General features: G+C 57.6%; 18 protein-coding genes. 7 read left to right on the forward strand and 11 right to left on the reverse strand.

Features of this window, described 5'->3' with window-relative positions:
* Position 1: 1 nt before the first annotated feature.
* Positions 2-1,351, reverse strand: a complete 1,350-nt coding sequence (thrC, locus tag JAO32_RS07200) for a threonine synthase (RefSeq protein ID WP_334238943.1) — start codon at positions 1,349-1,351, stop codon at positions 2-4.
* Positions 1,352-1,374: 23 nt separating this feature from the next.
* Here thrC and modA point away from each other — a divergent pair, with 23 nt between their 5' ends.
* The gene (gene modA / locus JAO32_RS07205; protein WP_334238945.1) at positions 1,375-2,160 is read left to right on the forward strand and encodes a molybdate ABC transporter substrate-binding protein; all 786 of its coding nucleotides are present in this window, start codon (positions 1,375-1,377) and stop codon (positions 2,158-2,160) included.
* Between the two features lie 3 nt (positions 2,161-2,163).
* Here modA and JAO32_RS07210 read toward each other — a convergent pair whose 3' ends face one another.
* Entirely contained in the window at positions 2,164-2,892 is a 729-nt protein-coding gene (locus tag JAO32_RS07210; protein ID WP_334238948.1) for a TIGR03435 family protein, read from the reverse strand.
* Here JAO32_RS07210 and modB point away from each other — a divergent pair.
* Complete coding sequence (modB, locus tag JAO32_RS07215; RefSeq protein WP_334238951.1) at positions 2,886-3,620, forward strand: molybdate ABC transporter permease subunit; 735 nt, start codon at positions 2,886-2,888, stop codon at positions 3,618-3,620. The genes JAO32_RS07210 and modB overlap by 7 nt on opposite strands.
* Positions 3,613-4,311 (forward strand): ATP-binding cassette domain-containing protein, encoded by a 699-nt coding sequence (locus JAO32_RS07220; protein WP_334238953.1) that lies wholly within the window; start codon positions 3,613-3,615, stop codon positions 4,309-4,311. The genes modB and JAO32_RS07220 overlap by 8 nt, the downstream gene beginning before the upstream one ends.
* On the opposite strand, the gene JAO32_RS07225 is transcribed toward JAO32_RS07220, so the two are convergent.
* From JAO32_RS07225 to JAO32_RS07235, 3 genes are all read right to left on the reverse strand, one after another.
* Positions 4,286-5,101: a family 43 glycosylhydrolase gene (locus tag JAO32_RS07225; protein ID WP_334238955.1), complete on the reverse strand. Its 816-nt coding sequence runs from the start codon at positions 5,099-5,101 to the stop codon at positions 4,286-4,288. The two genes, JAO32_RS07220 and JAO32_RS07225, sit on opposite strands and share 26 nt — an antisense overlap.
* A complete protein-coding gene (locus tag JAO32_RS07230) occupies positions 5,056-5,244 on the reverse strand; it encodes a hypothetical protein (RefSeq protein WP_334238957.1) in 189 nt (62 codons plus the stop codon). The genes JAO32_RS07225 and JAO32_RS07230 overlap by 46 nt, the downstream gene beginning before the upstream one ends.
* A gap of 97 nt (positions 5,245-5,341) precedes the next feature.
* Complete coding sequence (locus tag JAO32_RS07235; RefSeq protein WP_334238959.1) at positions 5,342-6,382, reverse strand: UDP-N-acetylmuramate dehydrogenase; 1,041 nt, start codon at positions 6,380-6,382, stop codon at positions 5,342-5,344.
* 112 nt (positions 6,383-6,494) lie between these two features.
* Between JAO32_RS07235 and JAO32_RS07240 the strand changes: the two genes are divergently transcribed.
* The 4 genes from JAO32_RS07240 to JAO32_RS07255 all read left to right on the forward strand — a co-directional run bounded on the left by JAO32_RS07240 (position 6,495) and on the right by JAO32_RS07255 (position 9,993).
* On the forward strand, positions 6,495-6,920 hold the full coding sequence (locus JAO32_RS07240) for a BrxA/BrxB family bacilliredoxin (RefSeq protein ID WP_334238961.1): 426 nt from the start codon (positions 6,495-6,497) through the stop codon (positions 6,918-6,920).
* A 92-nt stretch (positions 6,921-7,012) separates the two neighbouring features.
* Entirely contained in the window at positions 7,013-7,228 is a 216-nt protein-coding gene (locus JAO32_RS07245) for a helix-turn-helix domain-containing protein (protein ID WP_334238963.1), read from the forward strand.
* A 50-nt stretch (positions 7,229-7,278) separates the two neighbouring features.
* On the forward strand, positions 7,279-9,081 hold the full coding sequence (locus tag JAO32_RS07250) for a DUF885 domain-containing protein (RefSeq protein WP_334238965.1): 1,803 nt from the start codon (positions 7,279-7,281) through the stop codon (positions 9,079-9,081).
* 90 nt (positions 9,082-9,171) lie between these two features.
* Positions 9,172-9,993, forward strand: a complete 822-nt coding sequence (locus JAO32_RS07255) for a sugar phosphate isomerase/epimerase family protein (protein WP_334238968.1) — start codon at positions 9,172-9,174, stop codon at positions 9,991-9,993.
* Between the two features lie 47 nt (positions 9,994-10,040).
* Here JAO32_RS07255 and JAO32_RS07260 read toward each other — a convergent pair whose 3' ends face one another.
* The 6 genes from JAO32_RS07260 to JAO32_RS07285 form a co-directional block, all read right to left on the reverse strand.
* The gene (locus JAO32_RS07260; protein ID WP_334238970.1) at positions 10,041-10,580 is read right to left on the reverse strand and encodes a transporter; all 540 of its coding nucleotides are present in this window, start codon (positions 10,578-10,580) and stop codon (positions 10,041-10,043) included.
* Positions 10,581-10,593: 13 nt separating this feature from the next.
* Entirely contained in the window at positions 10,594-10,956 is a 363-nt protein-coding gene (locus tag JAO32_RS07265; RefSeq protein ID WP_334238972.1) for a hypothetical protein, read from the reverse strand.
* A gap of 119 nt (positions 10,957-11,075) precedes the next feature.
* Positions 11,076-11,819 carry a DNA repair protein RecO gene (gene recO, locus JAO32_RS07270; protein WP_334238974.1) on the reverse strand — a complete coding sequence of 248 codons (744 nt, stop codon included), beginning with the start codon at positions 11,817-11,819 and terminating at the stop codon, positions 11,076-11,078.
* Positions 11,820-11,890: 71 nt separating this feature from the next.
* On the reverse strand, positions 11,891-12,151 hold the full coding sequence (locus tag JAO32_RS07275) for a 4Fe-4S dicluster domain-containing protein (protein ID WP_047488873.1): 261 nt from the start codon (positions 12,149-12,151) through the stop codon (positions 11,891-11,893).
* 128 nt (positions 12,152-12,279) lie between these two features.
* Entirely contained in the window at positions 12,280-13,179 is a 900-nt protein-coding gene (locus JAO32_RS07280; RefSeq protein ID WP_334238978.1) for an inositol monophosphatase family protein, read from the reverse strand.
* A gap of 17 nt (positions 13,180-13,196) precedes the next feature.
* Positions 13,197-14,123 (reverse strand): VWA domain-containing protein, encoded by a 927-nt coding sequence (locus JAO32_RS07285; protein WP_334238980.1) that lies wholly within the window; start codon positions 14,121-14,123, stop codon positions 13,197-13,199.
* Positions 14,124-14,216 lie beyond the last annotated feature (93 nt).

The following is a 14,216-nucleotide window of genomic DNA, read 5'->3' on the forward strand; positions in this document are numbered from 1 at the left end:
CCTACAGAGAACCTGCCATCTCAGCTTCCAAAGCGCGCATCACGGACGACTCGTTCGCATCCAGTACCAATGGAGGCCTGCGATACGGTGCTGCTTCCGCTACATCCGTTGCCAGCAGGTCCTTGTGAAAGTCGATGGTGTACTCAGGATCCTTCAGCGTATGTCCGGTAAGTAACAGAACCACGCGCTCACCCGTCTGCACATGGCCTGACTTCAACAGCTTCTTTAAGCCAGCCAGCGTCACTGCCGAAGCCGGTTCGCAGCCAATGCCTTCGGCACCAATCTGCGCCTTGGCAATGGCGATCTCGTTCTCGTCAGCCTGTTCGCACCATCCGCCCGTAGCTTCAATCACGCGAGCAGCCTTACGCCAGCTTGCAGGATTGCCAATGCGAATCGCCGTAGCGCGCGTATCCGCGGTTACAGGATGCAGTTGCTTCTCCGCGTTCGTGAACCACTGAAACAGCGGATTTGCGCCCGCCGCCTGAATCACGCTGATCTTCGGCACGCGGTCAATGAAGCCGAGGTGCTTCAACTCCGTGAATCCCTTGCCCAGAGCCGATCCATTTGCCAGATTGCCGCCCGGAACGATCACATGATCCGGAACCTGCCAATCCAATTGCTCGCAAATCTCAATCGCGGGTGTCTTCTGTCCTTCCAGACGATACGGATTGACCGAGTTCAACAGATAGATCGGATTCTCGCGGACAATCTTCGTCAGCAGCTTCACACATCCATCGAAATCTGTCTTCAACTGCACCGTCAGCGCGCCATAGTCCATGGATTGCGACAACTTGCCCCATGCGATCTTGCCTTCGGGAATGAACACAATCGCGCGCAGTCCAGCGCGAGCCGCATACGCAGCCATCGCAGCGGACGTGTTGCCCGTCGACGCGCACGCCACCCACTTGAAGCCGCGTTCTGCTGCAACAGACAACGCCGTGGTCATGCCCGTGTCCTTAAATGAACCCGTCGGATTCATGCCCTGGTGCTTGGCCAGCAGAAAATCCAGCCCCAACAGCTTGGCCGTACGCGGCAGGTCGTACAGGGGCGTATTGCCCTCGCGCAGTGTTACTGCGTTATTTTCGTCCTGCAGAATAGGCAACAGATCGCGGTAACGCCACACGCCGCTGGCATCAATGGGCAACGTGGAGTCGCGTCGCTCCGCCCACAAATGGCGTAGCGCCTGCGCATTGGGCCGTGGTGAGGCGGCATCGCCACGCGTTTCGCTCCACGGATACTCCACCTCGTAGAGTTCGCCGGTAGCCGGGTCGCGGAAATCGCTGCTAACAGCATCGGGAGCAATCCGCTCGCCACTTCCAATGCATCGAAGCTGATGTGAGACAAATGACATGGATGTATCTAGGGTATCGCACCGTGCATCGACTTCGCCTTTTCGCCGTAGGTATCTTCGCTGCCGTCCTCTGCTGCACCATTTCTTTTCACGCGCAAGACAAGACCGCGCCGAAGGAAGTCATCGTGTCAGCCGCCGCCGATATGGAACCTGTGCTGACAGCTTATACACCGCTGTTTGAAAGCCAGACAGGGCTAAAGCTCAAAATCAGCTATGCCGCATCAGCCGCACTGCTGCAACAGATTCAGAACGGTTCCCCCGCGGACATTTTCTTCTCTGCCGACTTCTTCTTTGCAGAACAGGCCGTGGCTTCCGGCCTGACCATGCAGAAGTCCCCCACTCCCTATGCCAAGGGCATGCTGGGCCTGTGGACGCGCAATGATTCGCGCTTCAAACCGTTTACCATTGACGTCCTCTCGCGCAAAGACCTTGGCTCCGTGGCGGTCGCCAATCCCGACCGGGCACCCTACGGCCGCGCCGCAATCGCTGCGTTGAAACATATGAACGTCTACGCCAACGTAGCCCCGCACATCGTGCAGGCAGACAGCGTTGCGCAGGCCGGGCAGTTTGCTCTCAGCGGCAATGCCGAAGTGGCCTTCATCTCGCGCACCATGGCCGTCTCACCCAAGTACAAGGACTCCGGACGATTCATATTGATCCCACTCGGCCAATACCCCGAAATCATCCAGACCGCCGTCATTCTGAAAAACGGCGCGAATCACGAAGGAGCACACCTGCTGCTGAACTTCATGCTCAGCGACAAGGTGCAATCCGACCTGCAAACGAAAGGTTTGAATAGCGTGAAGTAGCCGTCAGTTCTCTGTCGGCACAGTCACATGGTCAATGACCATCGTCTGAATCGTCACGCGCCGGCGCGTTAGCTTCAGTCCCAGTTCGCCCTCAAAGGTCATGCGCAACACTGACGTTGGATCGGCATGAATATCCGCCGCCTGGTCCACATACGGATGAAAGTCGAGGCTGAAATCGTACTTTCCGGGCAGATGCGTTTCATCCACCATCGGAGCACCCAGCGGATCAGAGACGTACGTCACAAAATCCTGCATCGTCCAATCTTTCGCCACCATGCCCATCGCCGAGTTCTGGTGCCACGCATCACCATCCTGCGCGGCAGGCTTCATCTTCTTCAATCCCTGCGGCCCCACCGTTACAACGTAAGCAGACGTCTCTTTTGTTCCCGGATGAAACTTCAACCCGAACCGCTCTGCCAGCAATGCCTGCAACAGCACGCGCATGCGATCTTCCGTAGCAGATGGGTCGGTCTTCGCAGTGATGTCGTAGTGCTGCTTGTCCATGCCGTCCATCTCTACGATCTGCGCCCGCTGCACGTGGTATGCCCACTTAATGCAGGTAATCAAAGTGACGTCATGCATACGCAGCGTGCCGTGCGAGATTTCCGTCTCACCATCGCGCTCAAACTTCACACTCTGGTTACTGGGCCGAATGGTGGCCACATCAAAGCTCTCCTGCGCCGAAGCACAAGTGCCGAAAAGAAAGAGCGCAATCACCATCAGCCGTGTCATACGCAACTCATACGCAGGGCCGCCCCTTCTGGTTCCATGAGAACGGTACACTCAAACGCGTGGACACCGCCGACCTGCTCCTGACGTTGGAACTGGCAGCCGTAACAACGGCGGTATTGCTGCTTATCGCCATTCCGCTGGCCGGCTGGATCACTTTCGCGCACACCCGTCTGCGCTACCTCGCAGAGGCTATCGTCGCGCTGCCACTGATTCTTCCGCCTACAGTGCTTGGTTTTTATCTCCTCGTAGGTCTGGGCCCAACAACGGCCTTAGGACGCGCAATTACCAGCCTCCTCGGCCACACGCTCGCCTTCTCTTTTAGCGGTCTTGTCGTCGGCTCCATACTGTACAGCCTGCCTTTTGCTGTGCAACCTGTCGTTGCAGGACTACGCGCCATCGACCCTGCATATCTTGAAGCCGCTGCAACACTCGGTGCCTCTCCACAGCGCACCTTCACACGCATCGCACTCCCATTGGCAAAGAGTTCTCTGCTCACCGCTGCAGTCCTCACCTTCACACATACCGTTGGAGAATTTGGTGTAGTCCTGATGCTGGGTGGCAGCATTCCCGGACGCACACGCACCCTATCCATCGCGCTCTACAACCTGGTAGAAAACGGCGACTTCAACACCGCCAATATACTCGCACTGTTGCTGCTCAGCTTCTCCACCTTGGCGTTACTGCTGCTTTACGCATTGCCACTATTCCGGAGGCAGCAACGTGCCTGATACTCCGCGGCTTCAAGTGCAATGCAACGCCCCCATCGGCTCCCTGCGCATTGATGCAGAGTTCACCACAACACATCCGTGGACAGTTCTCTTTGGTCCCTCTGGTTCAGGAAAATCCTCTTTGCTACGCTTCGTCGCAGGCCTATGGCAACCGAAGGAAAGCCGCGTTCTGCTCGATGCAAACGACATCACAGCGACACCTGCATACAAGCGAAAAATCGCACTCGTGGCACAACAACCAGCACTGTTTCCGCACATGACCGTGCGCCAGAACATTGCCTTCGGAGGCGAACGAAACAATACAGAGGCCATGGGACAAGCGCTCGAACTGTTCGCACTCAACGCTCTCGCTGATGCAAATCCCGCAACACTTTCCGGAGGAGAACGTCAGCGAGTTGCCATCGGGCGCGCACTCGCATCGAATCCGCGCCTCCTACTACTCGATGAAGTCTTCACCGGAATGCACCGTGCGCAACGCGACACTCTCATGCAGCAGATTCGTACGCATTGCGCTGCACGTAACATCGCTGTACTAGCCGTAACGCACGACTTGCCTGAAGCACTCGACGCCGATGAAGTTATTCGCATCGAAGCTGGGCTCATCACATCACAAGGAACACCCCATGAGGTTCTTGCAGAAGAACGCAGCGCTTGGCTGCGAAGCGTTATTTCAATGACGGAGAAGCTGTAGCCGCAGAAGAATCTGGGAGAACATAAGGCCGTCCCTGCCTCCATCCAATCTCCACTTTTGACAGATGATAGGTTTTGCCTCCATCGTCATTGCCCTGAAAAAACAGGAACGTGCGATTGCCGACCTGCAACACACCGGGATGTCCTGACTCCGAACTATTCCAGCTTCCCTTCGCTCCATTCGCCAGCAAAGGCTCATCGCTTAAGCGCGTAAAATGAATTCCGTCACGACTGCGCGCCACACCAATCTGTTGCGGTTCGTTGTTCCATCCACCTGCATAAAACATGTAGTAGAAGCCGTCATGCTCCACCACGGATGGCGCTTCCGTGCAGATGTGTTCCCAAGGCAGCTCCGGCGTCAGTGTGGGTGCATCCACGCTCACATCCGTCCAGTCACCACGTGTCAGCTTCGCATGTCTTGGAGCCGAAGCCGCGCCGATGATTTGCTTGTGCATCTGAGGATCGCGCGTCGCGAAATACATCATGATGCGATCTGGCATCACTGTCACTTCCGCATCAATGGCACGCCCTACACTCCACGGCATCTTCGTCGGGTGATAGACGGGATTCGCGGCATCTTTCACAAAATGGACGCCATCCACTGACGTCGCGTGACAGATGCTATCCTTCGCTCCTTGCCCATAGGTCTGGTAGAAGAGGTGGACCACGCCGCCGATAACGCGTGCGCCCGGCGCAGCAATGCCATTCTTCTCGACTGCCTGTGTCAGTGGTAATTCACCTACCTTCACCCAGTGCAGCAAGTCTTTACTTTCAGCAATGCCACGCCCCATCCCTTCACTTCTGCCGCATTCGGCGACTGATCCGGCGCACCTCCAGGGACTGAGTAATACATCAGGAAGTGGCCCTTGAACTCAATGACCGAAGGGTCTTTCGCAAATGGATGGCCGAGACGCGTGCTGTCGGAGTAGTCCATTCGTGATTGCGCATGGATGGAAACGAAACCCAAAAGTAGGACGGCAAGAATCCTGATTCGCATGTGCAGCGAAGTATAGCGACCTGCTCAGTCAAAGTCAGCCAACGCTGACCGGTTCCTGTTCCAACTCAATCCCGAACTTAAGCCGCACCGTCGCGATAATTTCTTCACGCAACGCGATGATGTCTGCAGCCATAGCATCGCCACGATTGATCACGGCCAACGTATGTCGCGACGAGATACCCGCACGCCCCATGGCATATCCACGCACAAAGCCAGCCTGCTCCAGGAGCCACGCCGCTGGCAGTTTGATGAAGCCATCACCCGCAGGCCAGTGCGGCACCGCATCCACGCCAATCCCCGCTGCCTCTGAAACCTTCAGAAGAATCTCTTTCGCCACAATCGGATTACGAAAGAACGATCCCGCTGAACGCGAATTCGGATCACCGGCATCCACCACCATGCCCTTGCCGCGTCGAATCACGCGCACAGCACCCGCAACTTCTGCAAGCGATGGTTGAGGTGTCCCCTCAAAGTGCTTACGAAGATCGGCGTACTTCAAACACGGCACGCCTCCCTCACGCAATCGGAAATCCACCCGCGTCACAATGTAGCGGTTGCGCTCTGACGTATTGAAGCGGCTGGTGCGATACGCAAATCCGCACGCCTCGTTGCTCAAATCGACATACTGACCAGCAACCGTATCGAAGCAACGAACAGAAACTATCGTCTCGCTGACCTCCTGCCCATACGCACCCACATTCTGCACCGGCGTCCCGCCCACAGTCCCGGGGATGCCCGCCAGGCACTCAATGCCCTGCAGCCCCAAATCCACTGTCTGCTGCACAAAATCGTCCCATACGACGCCAGCACCCACGCGCAGCACGTCGCCATCGCGCTCCACTCCCGAGATGGCCATCTGCAGCACCAATCCTGGGAAGCCTTCATCGGAAACCAGCAGATTGCTACCGCCGCCCAGCACAAACAGCGGCAAACCCTCGTTGCGCGCAAAGTCGCTCAGAATTGGAACTTCCCACTCGTTTTGACAGCGATAAAACCGTGCCGCGGGCCCACCAACCCCCAGCGTAGTCAGCGGCGCAAGCGGGATTTCCTTCTGAATATCAATCTGCATCGGCATCCCTTTGAGGCTACCAGCCTGCGAATCTCTGCAGCCCCCACCAGCATCCAGTTAGAATCAATACAGACACGGCCGCGGACCTTCACCCCGCCTTGGCCTGGAGGAAACACACATGTACCCAGAGATTATGGTGATCCCGATGCGCGAAGAACTGACCCGCGCGGGCATTCAGGAAGCGCGCACCGGCGCAGAAGTGGATCAGGCGCTGGCACAGCCCGGAACCACCATGGTTGTTGTGAACAGCATCTGCGGATGCGCCGCAGGCAAGATGCGCCCCGGCGTTCGTATGGCCATGCAGCACGCTAACCTCCCGGATCACAGCATCACCGTATTCGCCGGTCAGGACCGTGAAGCCACGGAAAAGGCGCGCGGCTACTTCGGCGGCCATCCGCCCACATCGCCCGCTATCGCCATCCTGCGCGACGGCCAGTTGGTGTACCTGATGCAGCGTTCCGCCATTGAATCGGCCAACGCACCTGCCATTGCGCAGGAGCTGGCACGCGCATTCGACGTGCACTGCGCCAAGGCCACTGCGTAAGTTCTGCAACAGCAAGTAGTTCGAAAACGGAAGGGCTTTGGCCCTTCCGTTTTTTGTCTCATCTTCCCGCCGCTGCGGACGATAAAGCAAGTGTGAGCCCGCCCCCGCTTCACCCCGTGCCCACACCTGCCGTTCCAGATCGCATTGACCTGCGTTCCTGGCGGCTCGACCAGGTCGTACGCGGACACGTACTTGCCGTACTGCACCGCTGCGATGGAAACAAGCTGCGAGCGGCCGAGGTGCTTGGCATCAGCCGCTCTACGCTTTACCGCATGTTGGACTCATTCTCCGTAATGGTGTCCACCTGAGGTCAAATCAGGGCCGCAGTGTCAGCGCAGAATCCGCTACACTGCGGCTCATGCGCTTTCTTCTTCCCCTTACAGCCGCAGCCCTTTCCGTAACCCTGCCGATGCAGTCCATTGCACAGGCTCCGCGTACCGCCGCCACCGCCAGCGTGGCCGAGCGTTCCCGCGCGTTGAACCGGCTGTTTGATGACTACTGGCAATGGACTCTGAAGCAGTCGCCGGAAACCGCCACATCCGTCGGCGACACCCGTTACAACGACCGCTGGAGCGATTACAGCGCCGCCGTCTTCAACTCCAACCTGCAGCACGAAGCCGAACTCATCGCGCAGCTCGGCGCCATCGACACCACGGGCCTTCCTGAGCAGGAACAGCTATCCGCCACGCTGCTGATGAAACAGTTCGTTGACGATCAGGAAGGTGCACGCTTCAAACCGTGGGAAATGCCCGTAAATCAGTTCGGCGGCCCACAGCTGACCTTCCTGCAAATCATCAACATGATGCCCTTCGCTACTGTGAAGGACTATGACGACTACATTGCCCGCCTGAACGCTATCCCGGCCGTCTTTATGCAGGTGCAGGAATCCATGGACGCGGGCGTGCAGGACAGCCGCACCGTGCCGCAGATGCTGATGGAAAAGGCACAGGCCCAGATCCAGAAGATCGCCGCTGCCAAGCCGGAAGAGAGCCCCTTCGCTGGTCCGCTGGCCAAGATGCCAGCCTCCATCTCTGCCGCAGACCAGAAGCGCATCCGCAAGGAAGCAATGGACGCCATCACGCAGAAGGTGCTGCCCAGCTACGACCGCTTCGGCCGTTACCTGAAGGCACAGTACATCCCCAAGTGCCGCACCACGCTGGGCGCATCAGCATTGCCAGACGGCAAGGCCTATTACGATTTCCAGATCCGCACCCTCACCACCACGAGCCGCACCGCCGACCAGATTCACCAGCTCGGCCTGGATGAGGTGAAGCGCGACGAAACCGAAATGCTCGCGATTGCGAAGAAGTACGGCTTCAATGATCTGAAGAACTTCAATGACCATCTGAAGAACGATCCAAAGCAGCATCCCACTTCTGCCGAGCAGCTACTCGATGCCTACAAGAGGCCGCTTGCGGCCATGCAGGCAAAGCTGCCGGAACTCTTCGGTCGCCTGCCCAAGGCTCCGCTTGAAGTAAAGCCCACACCGGACTTCCGCGCCGCCAATTCCGCCCCTGCCGACTATGAGCAGGGCACGCCCGACGGCAAGCGTCCCGGTGTCTTCAACGCCAACACCTACAACTTTGCCAACCGGACCTTCTTCACCACGGAAGCCATCGCGTATCACGAGGGCATCCCCGGCCATCACCTGCAGATCTCCATCTCACAGGAACTTACCGGCATCCCTGAATTCCGCAAGGAAGGCGGCTACACCGCATACGTAGAAGGATGGGGTCTGTACGCCGAACATCTGGGCAAGGATGCAGGCTTCTATCAGGACCCGCTCAGCGACTACGGCCGTCTGCAGGCTGACATCTGGCGCGCCATCCGCCTCGTCGTCGATACCGGCGTACACAGCAAGGGATGGACTCGTCAGCAGATGGTTGACTATTTCCACGAGCACTCCGCCGTGGACGAGCCATCGGTCCAGGCTGAAGTCGACCGTTACATCGCATGGCCCGCACAAGCGCTCGCCTACAAGAGCGGCCAGCTGAAAATTCTGGAACTGCGCGAACGTGCCAAGCAGAAGCTGGGAGCGAAGTTCGATATCCGTAACTTCCACGACGAAGTCCTCGACTCCGGCGCGCTACCGCTCGACATCCTGGAGAAGCGTGTAGACACATGGATCGCCGCAGGCGGCCCACCACAGCCAAAGTCGTAGCCGTTATCGCAATACTGCACTCCGTCGAGTTCTGACGGAGTGCAGTATTGCCATTAGTTGCGGGGATGAATTTGCACGAGGACAGTCAGCATGAAGCTCGGAATCATTAACAGCGCATTCAATCAGGTAGGCATGGATACAGCCACGGGCCTGGAGCACATTGCGCGCATCGGCTTCGACTGTGTCGACATCTTCACCGAGGCAATGACCATAACGCCGGAAGAAAGGCGTCTGATTGCCGATACATGTCAACGCCGCGACCTTCCGATTGTCTCGCTGCCAGTCGTCGCAACAGGTTTGATCGACTTCAACGATCCCGTGCGCGGTTTCCATCTGGAGCGGTGCAAGAAGTTTCTGCAGCTTGCCTCTGACTTCCAGGCAAGAAATATCGTTCTGGTCTTAGGCGAATACATCTGGCAACGCGAAGTGATCCCCCCGGAAGACCAATGGCGATGGGCAATTGAGACGTGTCGCATATTGGGTGACGATGCTGGGGCGAAAGGATTGGATATAGCGCTGGAACTGGAGCCTTTCCGATTGAGCCTGCTCAACAACGTAAGCGAAATGGCTAGGTTTCTTGCCGAATGCAATCATCCGCACGTTCGCGCCAACATCGACATCAGCCATCTCGTTCTTTCGGACTGTGGCCCGGATTCACTTTCACAATTGCGGGGAAAAGCGGTTCACGTTCACATCAGCGATTGCAATGGCATGGTGCACGGAGATCTGCCTCCGGGACGCGGCGTGGTGAAATTTCATCCCTACCTGCAAGCAATCAAGGAGCAAGCCATCGATGGTGCGGTATCCATCGAACTTGAGTACTCACCCGATCCTGCAAATATTGTTGCGTGGGTGGAAGAAGCGTATCGCGAAACCGATCGCCTGATGCAGTTGTGTGACTTGCGCTCATAGGTAGCGTAAGCCACAGGGTTCCGGCTCACCCGGACTTGATGGAAAAGCTAGCGTCCCAGATGAGAGCCGAACCACGCATATTGCCAGCCGCCGCTGATGGTGCTGAAGTTCGAACCAATCGTTCCACTCACCCCATTGCTATAGGCAATCTTGAAGGAATTTCCCCTCGATAAGGGCAACGATGCGGTCACACCCAGCCGCGAGTTATTCTGGCGCTCCTGCGGCGGGCCGTTGCTGACAGTAACTCGACCACCGCCATACCAGGTTGAGTCCACAGCAAGCCAAAACCCGCGGCGAACGGTATAGCTGACGTGTGCCTGAACGGTCGTAAGAGGAGTCTGAGTCCGAGTAGCGTGCCCGGTATAGAAGCTGTTGTTCGCGGTAAAGAACCAGGCGCCAGCGTACAGATCCAGATCTAGTTTCTTGACGGGCAGAGAGACACCGATCTCAGGCTTGAATGCCCATCGGTTGCTCCCGATATTGATCAGCTTCGTGTTGTCATATTGGCCGGATGGCGCAACAAAGGCCAGACTGGTACCAACAATGACGCCATGGCCTCCGCGCTGCACAAACTCGCGCGGAGTCAACGCCGGACTCCCCTTAAAGGTTGATGGAAAAGCGTCCCCTCACATCTGCCAAACCGGAGCGATGGACACTCTGCAGACCATTGCCCACAACACCGGAAGCGTCACCCCACGCATACGGCAACGCCGCGGTTAAGAGTGCCTGCCTGCCCAAAAGACCGAAGGTGTGCCCCAGACCAAGCGCAAGTGAATACAGGGTCGCCTTTGCATCCTGAATCGGGAGGCTAGGGTCAAAAGCAATGCCACCATTTGACCTCCCAAACCCCACTCCCACAAAGGAAAGGCCAACTGGCGATGCTGAATAAGCTCGCGGTTCCAGATCCTGCGCTTTGGCAGATATTCCTGCGAATAGCAGCAACGCAACAGGCAGAAAATGCACGACGCCACGCGTTCTCGTCACAATTGATCGAAAACATTGCGCGGGCAGGATCATTCCGTTGCCAGTGTATGCGCAAACCTCCGTCCCGTATGGACCCGACTCAAATTTCAAACACTACGTTACAACGTCGCCAACACCCGAGCACTCTTCAACCGCTCTTCCAGATGTCGCTCCAGCGTACTCACAGCAAAACGCCGCAACTGCTGCAACGCACCGCGTGACAACTCGCCTTCCTCAATCAACTGGGGCAAAGGTTCACGAAAGATGCGCGCCGCCGCTGCAATCGCCTCAGCAGGCAACATCACCGAGCCCTGTGGCCGCTTCGCTTCGCTGAACACACCATCCCGCAATGGCGAGTAATACACCGGCTTATTCCGCAGCGATTCCCCGCTCAACGCACAGCGACCAAGGTCAGGCATCCACCCCAGCAAACGCGTAATCCAGAGCGCAAAATATGTTGCAGAAACCGCTGTTGTCCCTCGCCGAAGCATTGGCGCAACCGACGCCGCCAGGCGAAACACGTCATCCTCCGGCGCATGATCCGGCAACGCACCCTCCAGAATCTCCGCCAGGAACGCCAGCCCCGCGGCGCGCGTGTAATCCACCGGCTCCTTCAGCGGCGACCACACAATCTCCAACCGCTCCAACCGCACCACATCCTGCTTTGGCCGTTCCACCCAGGCAGCCTGCACCTGCGTCATGGGCTCCAGCGCCCCGCCAAACCGCCGCCGCGACTTCATGGCATGCCGCGCCACGCCACGCACCACGCCCTGCTCGCGTGTGAAGAACGCAACCATCAGGTCTGCCTCAGCAAACGGCCATGTGCGAAGAACGATCGCCTCGGATTGATGTGCGGTAGGCACTCATTTCATTGTGCCAAATGCAAAGACGCGCAGCCGAAGCTGCGCGTCTTGAAACCATTTGCAATGAAAGCTTAGCGACCGTAGTGGTCAGCAGCCTTCTGTGCGAAGTCCACCCACTTGTCGGGCAGATCGTCCGCTGCGTAAATTGCGCTCACCGGGCAAACCGGAACGCATGCGCCGCAATCGATGCACTCTACCGGATCGATGAAGAGCTGTTCGTTGCCGTCGTAGCCATCCTCGCCCTTCTTGGGGTGAATGCAATCTACCGGGCAGGCATCGGCGCAGGCCGTGTCCTTTGTGCCGATGCAGGGTTCTGCGATGACGTATGCCATGGTGGGTGAATCCTTTCCAAACTACGAAAATGTGGCCCGACACTGTTCCCTCAAACAGGTTTAATGGGCTTCGAAAAGATAATAACAGTTGTGGAAATCGGACTTTTGCGGACGGATATCCGTCTGCGCTACCGTTCCGCCGCTGCAGCCTCATCCCGACGCTTCTTAAACTCTTCTGGCGTAGGAATTGGCGACACATTGCGCCCCGCGAACATGTCCGCAAATAACGTACGCATCTCCTTGCCGATCTTGCCGTTCGTGGCCAACACCTCGTGCGAATCCAGCAGAAACGGCGATCCGTCAAACCGCGTAATCTCGCCGCCTGCTTCTGTCACCAGCAACGAACCCGCCGCGGTATCCCATGGGTTCAAATTGAACTCCCAGAAGCCTTCCAGTCGGCCGCAAGCCACGTACGCCAGATCCACCGCAGCAGCGCCTGCGCGCCGCACGCCATGGGACCGCAACGTGAACTCCTGATAGAAGTGGATGTTCGGGCTCTCATGCCGCTTGCGCGAAGGAAAGCCCGTCGCAATCAGCGACTCCTGCAGCATCGCCGTTGGAGCAACATGAATCTGGCGCCCATTCAGATACGCGCCCTTACCCTTCTCGGCAATAAACAACTCATCGCGCAGCGGCTCGTAGATCACACCGGCCACAATCACGCCGTCAGCATCCACCGGCGTTCCAGCAGGCCGATGCTCCAGCCCCATCGACACGCAGAAGTACGGAAACCCATGCGCAAAATTCGTGGTGCCATCCAGCGGGTCAATGTACCAGCGGTACTCGCTATCCAGCTGCTGCCGCGTTCCCTCTTCGCCAAACACACCATGCTGCGGGAACACAACACGCAGACGCTCGCCAATCAGCTTTTCGCTGGCGCGATCCGCCTCTGTGACAATGTCCACATCGCCTTTGAACTCGGCTGTCACACCACGTTCGTAATAGCTCTTGAGCAATGCTCCGGCTTCGCGGGCAATGGCGGCAGCGGGAACGGCAAACGGAAACTGGCTGGCATCAAGTTCTGGCATCGCCACCAGTCTACGCGTCAGCGAGCGTCTGCGTAGTAGCCGGTCTTGCTACGCACGCTCAACGTCTGCGCGGCGGTTGGATCATTCAGCGTCACGCTGATCCTGCGAAGGCTGGAATCGTTACCCCGTTTCGGCGAGTAATACCCAATCAAGTACTGATTTCGTAGATCATCCGACAAATGCGCAAAGGCTGTCTTCAGGTCTTCCTTCTCTGTCACGTAGAAGTACTTGCCGCCCGTATCCTCAGCCATCTGGATCAGCGCATGCTCTCCAGCAACGTTCCGTCCGGCATCCGAAAGAATCGGCATGATGATGATGGGATAGATCGCAGCACCAGCCCGCTGCGCTTCTGCAACAGCCTTCTGATAGCCAATTTCCTTGCGGATGGAGTTGTCACCACCATCCGTAATCAGCACCAGCACACGCCTGCGCGTGGCATCCGGCTTCGCTTCGGTCAGCCGCTCACTCGCAACATAGATGGCGTCGTACAGCGCCGTATCTTCACCCTTGTTGAGCCGCTTCAGGCCGTCGTCAATTCGTCGCCAGTCATTCGTATACGACACCACTTCCGTCGCGTCATACGCGAACGCGATCAGGTCCATCTCATCTTCCGGTCGAAGCAATGTCTTCGCAAACGTCTTCGCCGCATCACGCTCCGTACGAAACTGCGAAAGCACGGAACCCGACGTATCCACCGCCATCACAATCGACAGCGGCGTACTCGCCTCGCGCTCAAAGATGGCAATCTTCTGCGTGCGCCCATCTTCCTTCACGGTGAAGTCATCCTGCGTCAGCCCGGAGACAGGCGCGCCATGCGCATCGGCTACATTCACCGGCACATTCACCAGCCGCGTCTCCACGCGGATCACCGGCGCAGCATCCTGCGCAAACACAGGCAATCCCAGGAGAAAAAAGACAGGCAGGCAATAGCGAAGACGCTTCACGAAAGAGAAAACTCCAAGGGCAACCATACACCCTGCCTCATTGGACTGAGACGTTGGCGTGCGGGATAGCGGCTACACCCAATGTTGACTCGC

It is taken from the genome of Terriglobus sp. ADX1 (genome assembly GCF_036877645.1).
Lineage (GTDB): Bacteria > Acidobacteriota > Terriglobia > Terriglobales > Acidobacteriaceae > Terriglobus.

What these genes read in the sequence shown, in the direction of transcription:
- thrC (WP_334238943.1), bottom strand. Translation starts at nt 1,351, where the DNA reads ATGTCATTTGTCTCACATCAGCTTCGATGCATTGGAAGTGGCGAGCGG.
- JAO32_RS07210 (WP_334238948.1), bottom strand. Translation starts at nt 2,892, where the DNA reads ATGACACGGCTGATGGTGATTGCGCTCTTTCTTTTCGGCACTTGTGCT.
- JAO32_RS07225 (WP_334238955.1), bottom strand. Translation starts at nt 5,101, where the DNA reads ATGGGGCGTGGCATTGCTGAAAGTAAAGACTTGCTGCACTGGGTGAAG.
- JAO32_RS07230 (WP_334238957.1), bottom strand. Translation starts at nt 5,244, where the DNA reads ATGGACTACTCCGACAGCACGCGTCTCGGCCATCCATTTGCGAAAGAC.
- JAO32_RS07235 (WP_334238959.1), bottom strand. Translation starts at nt 6,382, where the DNA reads ATGCCGATGCAGATTGATATTCAGAAGGAAATCCCGCTTGCGCCGCTG.
- JAO32_RS07240 (WP_334238961.1), top strand. Translation starts at nt 6,495, where the DNA reads ATGTACCCAGAGATTATGGTGATCCCGATGCGCGAAGAACTGACCCGC.
- JAO32_RS07250 (WP_334238965.1), top strand. Translation starts at nt 7,279, where the DNA reads ATGCGCTTTCTTCTTCCCCTTACAGCCGCAGCCCTTTCCGTAACCCTG.
- JAO32_RS07255 (WP_334238968.1), top strand. Translation starts at nt 9,172, where the DNA reads ATGAAGCTCGGAATCATTAACAGCGCATTCAATCAGGTAGGCATGGAT.
- JAO32_RS07275 (WP_047488873.1), bottom strand. Translation starts at nt 12,151, where the DNA reads ATGGCATACGTCATCGCAGAACCCTGCATCGGCACAAAGGACACGGCC.
- JAO32_RS07280 (WP_334238978.1), bottom strand. Translation starts at nt 13,179, where the DNA reads ATGCCAGAACTTGATGCCAGCCAGTTTCCGTTTGCCGTTCCCGCTGCC.